This window comes from Neorhizobium galegae bv. orientalis str. HAMBI 540, from assembly GCF_000731315.1.
GTDB classification, from domain to species: Bacteria; Pseudomonadota; Alphaproteobacteria; order Rhizobiales; family Rhizobiaceae; genus Neorhizobium; species Neorhizobium galegae.
In genome coordinates, this window is sequence record NZ_HG938354.1 from 947,700 (window position 1) to 960,059 (window position 12,360).

Here is a 12,360-nt window from a genome sequence, read left to right on the forward strand (position 1 = left end):
GTGTTAGGCGCCTAGGTGTCTCTACTTACCGCTCTGAATTTCCGTCCCCGTATCCAGTACGATATGCAAGTCCCGTATCATCGCCGCGGCGTTAAGCAATACCGCCTTGACCTGCTCGTCGGTTCTCCTACCGAATGGAACTGCCGCTGCCACAACTTGAATCTCGACGACGGCGTCGCCGGCAGTGCGGGTGGTCGGGATGCCGGTTTGCTCTCGCATTTCCCGCACGACCGTCGCGGCACGATCCAGCAGCCGGTTCTTTTCCAGCGCCGTCAGCTTATCGATTTGATTGGCAGCTCGGATCAATTCGGCAATGAAGTCGTTCGTCGAACTCAATGCAGTGTGTCCTTATCGGGAACTATGCCCGCCGAGTTCATATAGTCTGCCAAGGTATCGGCACTGGCTTGCGGTAGGCCGCAAAGGGGCTCGCCCCGGAAAACCGCAGTACGGCCATTGGTGGTGTCGAATATCTCCCAGGTATGTTCGCCGTCTTTGCGGAGGTCGAAGCGGTGGCGTCTGCTCATGCCGGGAAACTGACACGAAGTTACAGGGAGTCAAGAACAGGTAGCGGTGAACGTCTAGGGCGACTGACCCGCCGGGGACGATGGACCATCTCTGGGAAGATATCGAAAAAGTCGATGAACCTCAGCTGAAGGCGATGTTCGAGACATCGGCGGAAGTGCTGGGCGGCCTGAAGAAGGCATTCTCCGACTATGAGCAAAAAACGAAGCCGCGTGGCAATGACTGCGGATGATCATCTTCGAATCTGATGTTGCGGCAACGGCGCTTCTGGTCGGGAACCTAAGCCGGTTTCCCAAGTTTCGGGTGCTTGCGCAGGAATCTTCGGAGGCATCCCTTGGCTCAAGCACAGCGCGCCGTTCCTGATGACGAAACGAACCGCCCCACCGATCCCGAAGACAAGAACCGGGAAAGAGAAGCGCAGGCATCCGATCACAAGGAACACGAAAAGAAGCCCTCACTCATCCGCCGGCATCCCTGGCGGATCATTTTAGCGGCCATTGCGCTGATCGCGCTGGTGTTCGCGGCGTATTTCGTCTGGCTGATCTATTTCCATCCCTATGAGACGACCGACGATGCCTTTGTGGACGCCCGCAGCTTCTCGCTGGCAGCCAAGGTTTCCGGTTATATCGATGAGGTTACCGTCCGTGACAACCAGCATGTCGCTGCCGGCGCGGTGATCGCCAGGGTAAACCCGCGCGACTATCAGATCGCCGTCAATCAGGCCAAGGCCCAGATCGAATACGCAAACGCCGCGATCGCCAATGCCGCTGCCCAGATCGAGGTCGCAAACGCCGCCGTAGACGAAGCGCGCGCACAAGAAGCCTCCACCGTGGCCGCGCTGCAATTTGCCCAGGACGAGGCGACCCGCGAGCGCCGGCTGGTGCAGGGCGGAGCCGGCAGCCAACAGGCCTCGCAGCAGGCTGAGGCGAACCTGCGGCAGGCTCAGGCCGCCTATAATCAGGCGCAAGCGCGCGTCACATCGGCAATGAAGAACAAAGTGGCTGCCGAGGCCCAGCGCAATAGCGCCGCCGCTAGCCTCAAGCAGGCGGAAGCTCAACGGGAAAGCGCCGAACAGAACCTTAATTATGCCACGCTGACCGCAGCCCAGCCCGGTCGCGTCGTGAAACTGAGCGGCTCGAAGGGCCAGTTTGTCGAAGCCGGCCAGGCGATTGCCATGTTCGTTCCAGACGAAATCTGGGTGACCGCGAATTTCAAGGAAACGCAACTCGCCGACATGCGACCCGGCCAGCCGGTCGATCTGACGATCGATGCTTATCCGGACCACGTCCTGCACGGCAAGGTGGACTCGGTCCAGCCGGGTTCGGGCACGGCCTTCTCTCTGTTGCCGGCAGAAAACGCGACCGGCAACTACGTGAAGGTAATCCAGCGCGTGCCGGTGAAAATCGTTGTCGACCAATGGCCGACGGATGTGGGGATCGGACCCGGCATGTCGGTCGTACCGACAGTGACCGTGAGGCCAAGGAACTGACATGGCCAATGCAGCGACGACCGGCGGCGCTGGCGAAGAACGTGTGGACCGCAGCACCAATCCATGGCTGGTGGCGGTGGTCGTTGCTCTCGCCGTCTTCATGGAAGTGCTGGACACGACGATCGCCAATGTTGCGCTACGCTATATTTCCGGCGGCCTGGCGATCAGTTCCGACGAAGCTTCCTGGGTCGTCACGACTTACCTCGTTTCCAATGCCGTCGCTCTGATCGCTTCGAGTTTCGTCGCCCAGCGTTACGGCCGCAAGCGCTTTTATCTCATCTGCCTTGCGCTTTTTACCATTGCCTCGATTCTCTGCGGGCTCGCCTGGAACCTGCCCTCTCTTCTGATCTTCCGGATGATCCAGGGTTTTGCAGGCGGCGGCATGGTCCCGGTGTCGCAATCGATCCTGAGCGATTCCTTTCCGCCGGAAAAACGCGGTCAGGCTTTTGCGGTCTTCGGCATCGCAGTGGTCGTTGCCCCGGTGATCGGCCCAACCCTTGGCGGTTACATCTCCGACAACTTCTCCTGGCACTGGTGTTTTCTGATCAACGGGCCTGTCGGCGCCTTCGCCCTTGTGCTCGTCTATCTCCTGGTGCAGGAGCCGGAAGCGCTGCGCAAGAAACGCGAGGAAATGCGGCGTCAGGGTATTCGTTTCGACGTAATCGGATTTCTCCTGGTCGCGACTTTCCTCGGGGCGCTGGAGCTGGTGCTTGACCGCGGCCAGGTCGAGGACTGGTTTGACTCGACCTTCATCATCGTCACCTCTGTGATCTGCGTCTCTGCCTTGCTGGCCTCGATCCCATGGCTTCTGACGGCGAAAAATCCTGCCGTCGATCTCAGGCTGCTTGCCACCCGGCAGTTCAGCTCCTGTTTTATCGTCATGCTGGCGACCGGCGCAATTCTGATTGCCACGACGCAATTCGTGCCGCAGGTGCTGCAGCAAAACTACGGGTACACCGCCACTTGGGCCGGCCTGGCGCTGTCTCCCGGCGGTTTCGTGACCATGGTCATGATGTTCGTTGCCGGCCAGTTGAGTTCGAAAGTCCAGCCAAAATACCTGATCGCCATCGGCGCCGGCATTATTGCCTTCGCGATGTATGACGTGACGCGCTTGAACCCCGACCTGAATTTCGGTTTCTTCGTCTGGTCCAGGCTCTATCTCGGGCTCGGCCTGCCGCTCATCTTCATTCCGATCACCTCGGCGTCCTATGCCGGGCTCAGGCCGGACCAGACGGACCAGGCTTCGGCGCTCATCAATGCGGCGCGCAACACCGGCGGCTCGATCGGCGTATCGATCGCATCCAACGTGCTCGCCCATCGTGAACAGTGGCACCAGAGCCGGCTTGTGGAGCACGTCGTTCCCTCCGACCCGGCCTTCATCGAGACGATGCGGAACCTGCAGCATTTCCTCATGGAGCGCGGCTCGCCCATGGCGGATGCGCAGAACCAGGCAGTTGGTCTTATCGGCGAGCAGGTACGGATGCAGGCGAGTTACCTCGCCTATATCGATGTCTTCCATGTGCTTGCGGTCATCTCTGCCTGCGCGATCCCGCTGGCGCTCATCCTGCGCAATATAGATTTGAAGGCCGGTGGCGGCGGTGGGGCGCACTGACGCCGTTCTGCGATCGATGCAGGGTTCATTGCTGTCGCCCAAGCTCATCGCGAAGTAGCTGGTCGATATGGAGACGATTAGCGGTGCTGCCATTCTTCAAGAAAAATCGAAGATTACGTCGAGGGACGACGTCGCAAAGCAACGCTCTATTCACCGAATGGATAGGTTTCCGGCATGCCGCGATGATGCTCGGGGCCGAGCGGCGTCACCGCTTGGGTCTCGTCGAACCAGACATAGGCATCGAATTGCTCGGGAAGGACCGCCTGACTGTAGTGGCTCCACAGCTCTGTGTCGGGCCGGTAGATGACGCCGATGAAGCGCTCGAGCCGCGGCTCCGAGAGGCGGCGTCTCAAAGGCTCGTGCTTGCCAGGCGACAGGTCGAGGAGGAAGCGGTGCTTATCCGCCTCATGGCACAGGCGCTCGTAGCTATCGTGGCGAGAGGGATTGACACGCATGACTTGCATGTCGCCATCCCAGTCGTTCGCGGCGGCCACCGTGCCGGTATGGGTGCCAAAGCCGATGAGGGCCGCCTCGCCTGCGAAAGCCTCTCGGCAGAGCTGGCCGATGTTGAGCTCATCACGGGTTGCGCCCATATCGGTAAAGCGCGCGTCGCCGATATGGCTGTTATGCGCCCAGACGACCGCCTTGGCATCCGGTCCCTTCGCGTCAAGCAGGTGCTGCAACGTTTGGAACATATGGTTGTCGCGAAGGTTCCAGCTTTCGGCTCCGCCATAATACATGATGCGGTAATAGCGCTCCGCGGATGCGATCAGCCGCGCGTTCTGAGTGGCATCGAGAAAGGCGTCGCCGTCGTTGTTGGCATAGTCGAGCTGCTTGCGCAGCAGCGCCTGGCACTGCTCGATCACCGCTTGCTCGCATTGCGCATAACCGCGGCTGAGCGCCGCCCGGCCGTAGGTCGCGGGGTTCTTCTGCCAGGGCGTCAGACAGCCATAACGCTCGCGCGCCACAGCCGCCGCCTGCGGATCGACCCGATCCAGATAAGCCAGCACGGCCCCGATCGAGCCGGACATGTTGTAGATGTCGAGCCCGTAGAAGCCGGCCCGATCCTTAAGGGCATCGAGACCCGCATTGTGCTCCCGAATCCATTCGGTCAGTGCCCGAACTTCCGTGTTGCGCCACATCCAGGTTGGGAAACGTTGGAACGGAGGCTCCTCACGTTCGGACGCGGTCCGGTGTCTGACATATCGATCAACTCTCGCCGCATCCGGCCAATCTGCCTCGACTGCAACAATCGTGTATCCCCGATGGGCGATCAGGTGGCGCGTGACCGCCGCACGGGCTCGATAAAATTCCGCCGTCCCGTGGCTCGCTTCGCCCAGCAAAACCACGCGTCGGTCGCCGAAGCGGTCGAACAGGCGGCCGAAGGCGGGGGCGTCGAAATCCGGCAGGTCCTCGGCCGCTTCGGCAATCATCTCCGGCAGGCTCTGCTTGCGCGATGCGCCGGGCTTGTGATTGCTCGCGGCGCATCGACCATCCTCGGACCATCTCTGTTCCCCGATCAGGGGCACGAATATGACCGCCCCGAGGTTCGATTCTTCATATTCGGCCTCGGTGCGGCGGATGACCTTGCAGAGGATCTGGCTAAACTCCTTTCCCACGGGGATCAGGAGCCGCCCGCCCACCGCGAGTTGCTCCTTCAGCGCCTGCGGCACCGCCGGACCGCCTGCGGCCACCAGGATAGCGTCGAAGGGTGCGTGCTCCAGCAGTCCGCGTGTACCGTCGCCGGTGATCACTTCAATATTGTCGTAGCCGAGATCAGTCACGCGCTGTCTTGCGGATGCGGCCAGGGCTTCATGCCGTTCGATTGCATAGACGCGCTCGGCGATTTGACCGATCACCGCCGCCGCATAACCGGAACCGGCGCCGACCTCGAGCACGCGGTCACCCGGACGCACCTCCGCCGCCTCGATCATCGCAGCGACGATAAAGGGCTGAGAGATGGTTTGCCCCTCCTCGATCGATAGCGGGGTGTCCTCATAGGCGAATTCTGCCATGCCTTCGGCAACGAAATGTTCCCTCGGCACGGTGCGCATCGCGTTCAGGACATGCTCATCCCGTATCCCGCGCCGCTTTATGTGGACCTCGACCATGTGATCGCGCATGCGCTGGTAGTCGGCCATCCTGGCCTCCGCTTTTTCCCACCTTCCCTGTCGGCGTCGAACCTGTCACCTCCTGTCACAGGACCGGTTCAAGCCCTTGCCGACAAGGACTGGGAGGCGCTCAGCATCGATCGACATAGCGGTTTCCGTTGCTGTCGCGGTAGTAGCAGCGGCCGGGTTGCCCGGCGACATTTCCGATCAGGGCGCCGGACACGCCACCCACGGCCGCACCAACCGCGGCGCCGCGAACATTACCCGTCGCCACGCCGCCGACGACGGCACCCGTGGCAGCGCCGATCCCGGCACCCTTTTCTGTTGACGTGCAAGCTGTCAGGCACAACCCGACACAGCCGATGAGGACGAACTTCTTCATTTGGATCTCCGTTCCAGTTGGCCCCCCGAGAGATTGGCTTGTTTCCCTGGCCGTCATGGCACGCGACAGGCCGCGCGTCGGCTTTGACTGGACCGTCACGCCGAATTTTCTAAACCGAGACGGCTGCCCGAAGTTCCAAAGCAATTCAAGATGGCTTCAATGGGCCTGATGCTGCCAATGCATAGTTGGGCGGCTCATGCTCATCCGGGTCGGGATCTGGTGGCCAACCGGAGACGTTTGAATGTCTCAGCAACCTCGGAACAATTGCCCATCACGGCAGTTCCGTCGGTTGTCTTGTCAGGAGGCCCCATGGCGGTCGATCGTTCCAGCTCGCATATTCGTTCGGAGGTCGTGGATCTGATACCAGCGCTCCGATCCTTCGCGCGGCGATTTCACCGGACGTCGACCGACGTCGATGACCTCGTGCAGGAGACCCTTCTCAGAGGGCTGGCGAATATCGACAAGTTTCAACCGGGGACCAGCCTGAAATCCTGGCTCTTCACCATCATGCGGAACACGTTCTGCACGAAGTTCGGCCTTGCCAAGCGGGAGGTGATCGGTCTGGGAGAAGGCATTTCACCACAGCCATCGGTCCAGGCGCCTCAAGAATGGTCGGTTCGTGCCCGGGAACTCGAGAAAGCATTTTCGCAGTTGCCCGCTCACTATCGCCAGGCTCTGGATATCGTCCTGATCCAGGGGGAGAGCTACGAGGTTGCAGCACAACGTTGCGACTGCCCGCTCGGGACCATCAAGAGCCGAGTGAACCGTGCCCGCATCCAACTTGCTACCCAGCTCGGAGAAAATATCTAGTCCAATATCCGCGCCCCCGCCGCGGAAGGAGACGCCGAGGGGGCCGCAAGGAGCACAGGAACAATCCCTACCCCCTGCCGTTAGGCCCCTATTCAAACGCCGGATCCCCAACGAAAGGCAGCCCCGATGGACAAAGGGACCTCAAGCTCCGCCCTTCCGACCTGCGCAATCTCGCTCAACATCAACGGCACGAACCGCATGCTCGATATTCATCCATGGGTCACCCTGCTCGATCTGCTGCGTGGTCCAATCGAGTTGACGGGCACCAAGAAAGGCTGCGACCACGGCCAGTGTGGCGCCTGTACGGTCCTCATCGACGGCGAACGGGTGAACGCATGCCTGAAGCTCGCCGTGTCGATCGACGGCGCTGCGATCACCACGATCGAAGGGCTGGGAACGCCGCAGGACATGCATCCGATGCAAAGGGCCTTCGTCGAGCACGACGCCTTTCAATGTGGTTACTGCACGGCCGGCCAGATCTGTTCCGCCGTCGGTCTTGTCGCCGAAGGCCACGCTCACAGCCGCGCCGAAATCCGGGAGCTGATGAGCGGCAATCTCTGTCGCTGCGGCGCCTATACCAATGTCGCCGATGCGATTGAGAAGGTCCTTGATCAGGAAGGTGTGAAACCCTTGCGGGAGGCTGCGGAATGAGACCGTTTTCCTACACCCGCGCCGAAACCGTTCAGGATGCCGTTATCGCGCTTGCGGCGGATCCGGGCGCGCAGCTTCTGGCCGGCGGCACCAATCTGGTCGACCTGATGAAATACGACGTCGCGCACCCGACTGCGATCGTCGATATCAACCGGCTGCCCCTGAAGGAGATCGAGGATCTGCCCGGCGGCGGCTTGCGCATCGGAGCGCTCGCCAGCAATTCGGCCGTCGCTTATGACGGGCGTGTTCGGGAGCGTTATCCACTGCTCTCAAGCGCCATTTTGGCCGGCGCCTCTCCCCAGCTTCGCAATGCCGCCACCACCGGCGGAAACCTGCTGCAACGCACCCGTTGCTACTATTTCTATGATCCCTCCACCCCCTGCAACAAGCGCGAACCGGGCTCCGGCTGTTCCGCGATTGGCGGAACCAACCGCATTCACGCCATTCTCGGCGCAAGCGACAAGTGCATCGCCACCCACCCCTCGGATATGTGTGTGGCGCTCGCGGCGCTGGGTGCAACGGTGGAAGTCGAGGGACCCGACGGACGGCGTGATCTTGCCATGACAGACTTTCATCGGCTTCCCGGCGATCAACCTGAGCGCGACAATACCTTGGCCCCTGGTGAGATGGTGACGGCCATCCGCCTCGAAGGCAATCACTTCGCCCGCCACCATACCTATCTGAAACTGCGCGACCGTCTTTCCTACGCGTTCGCACTTGTCTCGGTCGCGGCTGCCATCGATATCGCCGAGGGTGAAATCGTCGACCTGCGCGTGGCGCTGGGCGGGGTCGCCCATAAACCTTGGCGGGACACGTTGGCGGAAGCCGAGTTTGCCGGACAGCCTGCAAGCGAGGGTACTTTCCACGGCGTCGCCGGGCGGCTTCTTGCGGCAGCCAAGGGCCAGGACGGCAATGATTTCAAAATTCCGCTCGCGGAAAAGGCGATCGTCCGTGCCCTGAGACAGGCCGCCTCCGGCACACCCGCAGGACCAGGTCGTCAAAGCCGTACAGTGAGGAGGCAAGACCAATGCTGAATGAAACCAAAGTCGTCGGCCTTCCGCTTTCGCGTATCGACGGACCGCTGAAAGTCAGCGGCGGCGCCAAATACGCCGCCGATCATGGTGGCCACGGCATGCTCCATGGCTACGCAGTCCCCGCGACCGTCGCGACCGGCCGGATTGTCGAAATTGAAACCGGTCTGGCGGAACGCTTCCCCGGCGTCATTAAGATCTATACCCACGAAAACCGGCCGAAGACATCCGAGGACGACGACAAATGGAAGGACGCGGTCGCCCTCCCGGGTCATCCCTTCCGGCCGCTTGAAAACGATCGTATCCTCTATGACGGCCAGCCGATCGCCCTGGTCGTCGCCGAAAGCTTCGAGGCCGCACGCGACGCGGCTTCACTGGTGCGCGTGCGCTACGTTGCCGAAGAGCCGCATACGGATCTCGGTCGGGAACAGAGGCGCAGCTACGTTCCCCCTCAGCCGCGCAAGGAGGAGTTCGTTCCGCCCGAGCCGCGCGGCAATCCGCAGGGCGCCTTTGCCGACGCTCCCTTCAAGATCTCCAGCGAATACAGGCTGGAGGGCGAATATCATAACCCGATGGAACTCTTTGCCTCGACGGCGCTGTGGGAGGAGGACGGCTTTCTCACCATCCACGACAAGACGCAGGGCTCGCAGAACTCGCATGATTATGTCTGCAACGTCTTTGGGCTCGATCCGGAAAAGGTGACGGTGAAGAATAGTTTTGTGGGCGGCGCGTTTGGCTCGGGCCTGCGCCCCAAGCATCAGCTTTTCTTTGCCGTCATGGCAGCTCTGGATCTGAAGCAGTCCGTCAAGGTGGAGATGAGCCGGCGCGAGATGTTCTATCTCACCTGGCGGCCCGCGACGATCCAGACCGTCTCGCTGGCCGCGGACCGGGAGGGCCGGCTTTTGTCGGTCATGCATCACGCGCTGCAGGCGACGTCTCGTTACGAGGACTATCAGGAAAACGTCGTCAACTGGGCGGGCCTCGCCTACAAATGCGACAATGTCAGGCTCTCCTATGAGCTGGCCGAACTCGATGTCTCGACACCGGGCGACATGCGCGCGCCGGGAGCCGCGACCGGGGTTACTGCCCTCGAAATGGCGATGGATGAACTCGCCTACGAAGTCGGCATCGATCCCGTCGAACTTCGACTGCGCAATTTCGCCACGCGAGACCAGAACCAGGACAAGCAGTTCACCTCCAAGGCGCTGGACGCGTGTTATCGCGAGGGCGCCGCGCGCTTCGGCTGGAACAGCCGTTCCTTCACGCCACGCTCGATGCGCGACGGCAACGACCTCGTCGGTTGGGGCATGGCGACCGGCATCTGGGAAGCGACAATCATGCCGGCGGAGGCCAAAGTCCGGCTGTCGGCAGGCGGCAAGGCCGCTGTTTCTGCTGCTGCATCGGACATCGGCACCGGCACCTATACAGTTCTCGGCCAGGTCGCCGCCGAGGTACTCGGGGTGCCGCTCGACGATGTGACCGTCCTGATAGGTGATTCCAGCCTGCCGAAAACCGGCGTCGAAGGAGGCTCATGGACCGCAGCCTCCAGCGGTTCGGCTGTTCAGGCTGCCTCGGGTGCCGTGCGCAACACGTTGTTGAAGCACGCCAAGTCGATGCCGAATTCACCCTTCGGACAAGCTTCGCAGGATGAGGTCACCCTTGCGGAAGGCCGCCTCGTGCTCGATCGAAATCACCAGGTGGGCGTCTCGATCGGCGACATCATGGACGCCGCGGGCGTTTCCTTCATCGAGGAGCATGGCAAGGTCGCTCCCGATCAGGAACAGGCCAAGAAATTTATCAGCTACACCCATTCCGCCGTATTCGTGGAGGTGAAGCTGGATGAGGAACTTGGTGTCACACGCGTGACCAGGGTTGTCTCGGCCGTCGCCGGCGGCCGCGTCCTCAATCCCAAGACGGCCCGCAGCCAGATCCTTGGCGGCGTGGTAATGGGTATCGGCATGGCGCTGCACGAGGAAGGAATGGTCGACCATCGCACCGGTCGGATCATGAACCACAACATCGCCGAATATCACATGCCGGCCCATGCGGATGTCGAGGACATCGAAGTGATCTTCGTCCATGAAGACGATGACAAGGTGAGCCCCCTCGGCGCCAAGGGCCTCGGCGAGATCGGCATCATCGGCGTTGCCGCAGCGGTCTCCAACGCGATCTTCCACGCGACCGGCAAACGCATCCGTCATTTCCCGATCACGATCGACAAGATCCTGGAAGCCAACGAAGAGGCCAGGCGATCCGCATGACCTCTTGAATCTCGGCGGCCAATAACCAAATCGATTCTGCTTCTTTTTCATCCGGCATGTGAAAGGAGGAGATCATGAACATTCCGGAAATGCCGTTTCGCGCCCCGGTGCACATCCGGCTGCCGAACGGCTTGGATCATACTTTTCACAACGTCTACGACGCGTTGGACTTTCTGGAGAACGAATGGCCGCTCAAGCATGGGGAGCGGTACGACCGCGCCGTCCACAGATGTCGAGCGGCACTGAAGAGAATAGCGCCAGTCGAGATCGCACGCGAAGCCTTCATTGCCGCATGCCTTGAAGCCGGCATGCCGATGGTGGTGGTTGCAGCTGGAACGTCCTCTTCGGCGAGGGCGCATCCGATGGCTGTTTGTGCCTGATCAGCCATCCGGGGTGGGGCGGCTGGTTTCCGCAGCCTCCCCATCCCAACCATTTCGGATTGGCCGACATTTTCGTTGGAAATGCCATTCTGGCGCGGGCTTCAGCACCTGTGTCAGGATTGCCCCATCCGAGGCGAATTCAACCTCCTTTGTACGCTATCTGACCAAAGTCTTCGATGCGTCATTTTTTATTTCAGGCGTGCCTGAACGGGCATAGAATTCGTCTGTCGGCTGCAGGAGGATTGCAATGCAAGCCCGAGAATTCGACACGAATGTGATGACCATGCATGACGTCGACGTCATGCGCGAGGCGGTCAGCATGGCCGTTTCTTCTCCCGAAACGGCGGATGTTGATCCGGAAGCCATTGCGAGGATCGTGTTCTGGTTTTATCGCCGCGGGCTGACGGATCCCGAAAAGCTTAGCGACATCGCCATTTATCTGACACGCTCCCGCGCTTTTTTCCGATCCGATAGCCGCCCCCGCCGGGGTCACCATTTGACTGGCGGAGTGCAGAATGATGTGCGGGTTTTACTTGAATCTATTCTGTGAAAAAACATGCCTATCTTACTGATTCCTCGTGTAAACAGCCATCTTGCCGTGAGTCTTTCACGCGCGGGGACGTGACCATCACCCGACGTTTGAGAAATGCATTTCGGCGGCCGGGAATGTGCACTCCTTCACCGCTTTGACGAACTCGTCTGGATCGCAGGGTTTGTCGAGCCATTTGCATTTGGTTCCCATCAATGGATGGTTTCTGCCCTCGTCCCGCTCTACGGAGTGCACGATATAGGGGACGCCGCGGTCTGCGAGCATTTCAGCAATGCCGTCGCATGGCTCGTCCCGCAGCCGGGTTTCGATTATGGCAAGCTCGGGTGTATTCTCCTGAAGCCACTCGATCGCTGCAGCGTATGATGAATGGGTGCTGATGCTGTCAAATCCGGCCTCGTGAAGCAATTCCTCCATATACATCGCAATCAGAGCTTGGTCTTCCAGCAGCAGAACCGGCTCGTGTCCCCCGTTTTCCATTTTTTCTCCTCCCGAATGAAGAGCGCTCAAATTAGCCTTTTTGAATAAAAAGGGTTGGAGGGTCTGCCAGCGTACCCAAAAACA

General features: G+C 60.7%; 13 protein-coding genes. 9 read left to right on the plus strand and 4 right to left on the minus strand.

Annotated elements, in window-relative coordinates; genetic code table 11:
* Positions 1 to 21 precede the first annotated feature (21 nt).
* Positions 22 to 336, minus strand: a complete 315-nt coding sequence (locus RG540_RS27020) for a hypothetical protein (protein ID WP_041365101.1) — start codon at positions 334 to 336, stop codon at positions 22 to 24.
* A gap of 268 nt (positions 337 to 604) precedes the next feature.
* On the opposite strand from RG540_RS27020, the gene RG540_RS32925 reads away from it, so the two are divergent.
* From RG540_RS32925 to RG540_RS27030, 3 genes are all read left to right on the plus strand, one after another.
* Positions 605 to 754, plus strand: a complete 150-nt coding sequence (locus RG540_RS32925; RefSeq protein ID WP_167551697.1) for a hypothetical protein — start codon at positions 605 to 607, stop codon at positions 752 to 754.
* A gap of 102 nt (positions 755 to 856) precedes the next feature.
* Positions 857 to 2,011, plus strand: a complete 1,155-nt coding sequence (locus tag RG540_RS27025; protein ID WP_244446711.1) for an HlyD family secretion protein — start codon at positions 857 to 859, stop codon at positions 2,009 to 2,011.
* Between the two features lies 1 nt (position 2,012).
* Complete coding sequence (locus tag RG540_RS27030; protein WP_051909828.1) at positions 2,013 to 3,623, plus strand: DHA2 family efflux MFS transporter permease subunit; 1,611 nt, start codon at positions 2,013 to 2,015, stop codon at positions 3,621 to 3,623.
* Between the two features lie 146 nt (positions 3,624 to 3,769).
* Here RG540_RS27030 and RG540_RS27035 read toward each other — a convergent pair whose 3' ends face one another.
* A complete protein-coding gene (locus tag RG540_RS27035; protein WP_041365103.1) occupies positions 3,770 to 5,764 on the minus strand; it encodes a protein-L-isoaspartate(D-aspartate) O-methyltransferase in 1,995 nt (664 codons plus the stop codon).
* Between the two features lie 100 nt (positions 5,765 to 5,864).
* The gene (locus tag RG540_RS27040) at positions 5,865 to 6,116 is read right to left on the minus strand and encodes a YMGG-like glycine zipper-containing protein (protein WP_041365105.1); all 252 of its coding nucleotides are present in this window, start codon (positions 6,114 to 6,116) and stop codon (positions 5,865 to 5,867) included.
* Positions 6,117 to 6,425: 309 nt separating this feature from the next.
* Here RG540_RS27040 and RG540_RS27045 point away from each other — a divergent pair, with 309 nt between their 5' ends.
* The 6 genes from RG540_RS27045 (at position 6,426) to RG540_RS27070 (ending at position 11,799) form a co-directional block, all read left to right on the plus strand.
* Complete coding sequence (locus RG540_RS27045; RefSeq protein WP_041365107.1) at positions 6,426 to 6,926, plus strand: sigma-70 family RNA polymerase sigma factor; 501 nt, start codon at positions 6,426 to 6,428, stop codon at positions 6,924 to 6,926.
* A gap of 198 nt (positions 6,927 to 7,124) precedes the next feature.
* Positions 7,125 to 7,577, plus strand: a complete 453-nt coding sequence (locus tag RG540_RS27050) for a (2Fe-2S)-binding protein (protein ID WP_244446783.1) — start codon at positions 7,125 to 7,127, stop codon at positions 7,575 to 7,577.
* Complete coding sequence (locus RG540_RS27055; RefSeq protein WP_041365111.1) at positions 7,574 to 8,611, plus strand: FAD binding domain-containing protein; 1,038 nt, start codon at positions 7,574 to 7,576, stop codon at positions 8,609 to 8,611. The genes RG540_RS27050 and RG540_RS27055 overlap by 4 nt, the downstream gene beginning before the upstream one ends.
* The gene (locus tag RG540_RS27060) at positions 8,605 to 10,869 is read left to right on the plus strand and encodes a xanthine dehydrogenase family protein molybdopterin-binding subunit (protein ID WP_041365113.1); all 2,265 of its coding nucleotides are present in this window, start codon (positions 8,605 to 8,607) and stop codon (positions 10,867 to 10,869) included. The genes RG540_RS27055 and RG540_RS27060 overlap by 7 nt, the downstream gene beginning before the upstream one ends.
* A 74-nt stretch (positions 10,870 to 10,943) precedes the next feature.
* Positions 10,944 to 11,249: a DUF982 domain-containing protein gene (locus tag RG540_RS27065; protein WP_051909830.1), complete on the plus strand. Its 306-nt coding sequence runs from the start codon at positions 10,944 to 10,946 to the stop codon at positions 11,247 to 11,249.
* 247 nt (positions 11,250 to 11,496) lie between these two features.
* Positions 11,497 to 11,799, plus strand: a complete 303-nt coding sequence (locus RG540_RS27070) for a hypothetical protein (RefSeq protein WP_041365115.1) — start codon at positions 11,497 to 11,499, stop codon at positions 11,797 to 11,799.
* A gap of 78 nt (positions 11,800 to 11,877) precedes the next feature.
* Here the strand turns inward: RG540_RS27070 and RG540_RS27075 are convergent, their stop codons facing one another.
* Positions 11,878 to 12,276, minus strand: coding sequence for a response regulator (locus RG540_RS27075; RefSeq protein ID WP_051909832.1), 399 nt, complete (start codon positions 12,274 to 12,276; stop codon positions 11,878 to 11,880).
* Positions 12,277 to 12,360 lie beyond the last annotated feature (84 nt).

Coding starts and splice junctions, on each gene's coding strand:
- RG540_RS32925 (WP_167551697.1), top strand. CDS start 605: ATGGACCATCTCTGGGAAGATATCGAAAAAGTCGATGAACCTCAGCTG.
- RG540_RS27030 (WP_051909828.1), top strand. CDS start 2,013: ATGGCCAATGCAGCGACGACCGGCGGCGCTGGCGAAGAACGTGTGGAC.
- RG540_RS27035 (WP_041365103.1), bottom strand. CDS start 5,764: ATGGCCGACTACCAGCGCATGCGCGATCACATGGTCGAGGTCCACATA.
- RG540_RS27040 (WP_041365105.1), bottom strand. CDS start 6,116: ATGAAGAAGTTCGTCCTCATCGGCTGTGTCGGGTTGTGCCTGACAGCT.
- RG540_RS27045 (WP_041365107.1), top strand. CDS start 6,426: ATGGCGGTCGATCGTTCCAGCTCGCATATTCGTTCGGAGGTCGTGGAT.
- RG540_RS27050 (WP_244446783.1), top strand. CDS start 7,125: ATGCTCGATATTCATCCATGGGTCACCCTGCTCGATCTGCTGCGTGGT.
- RG540_RS27055 (WP_041365111.1), top strand. CDS start 7,574: ATGAGACCGTTTTCCTACACCCGCGCCGAAACCGTTCAGGATGCCGTT.
- RG540_RS27060 (WP_041365113.1), top strand. CDS start 8,605: ATGCTGAATGAAACCAAAGTCGTCGGCCTTCCGCTTTCGCGTATCGAC.
- RG540_RS27065 (WP_051909830.1), top strand. CDS start 10,944: ATGAACATTCCGGAAATGCCGTTTCGCGCCCCGGTGCACATCCGGCTG.
- RG540_RS27070 (WP_041365115.1), top strand. CDS start 11,497: ATGCAAGCCCGAGAATTCGACACGAATGTGATGACCATGCATGACGTC.
- RG540_RS27075 (WP_051909832.1), bottom strand. CDS start 12,276: ATGGAAAACGGGGGACACGAGCCGGTTCTGCTGCTGGAAGACCAAGCT.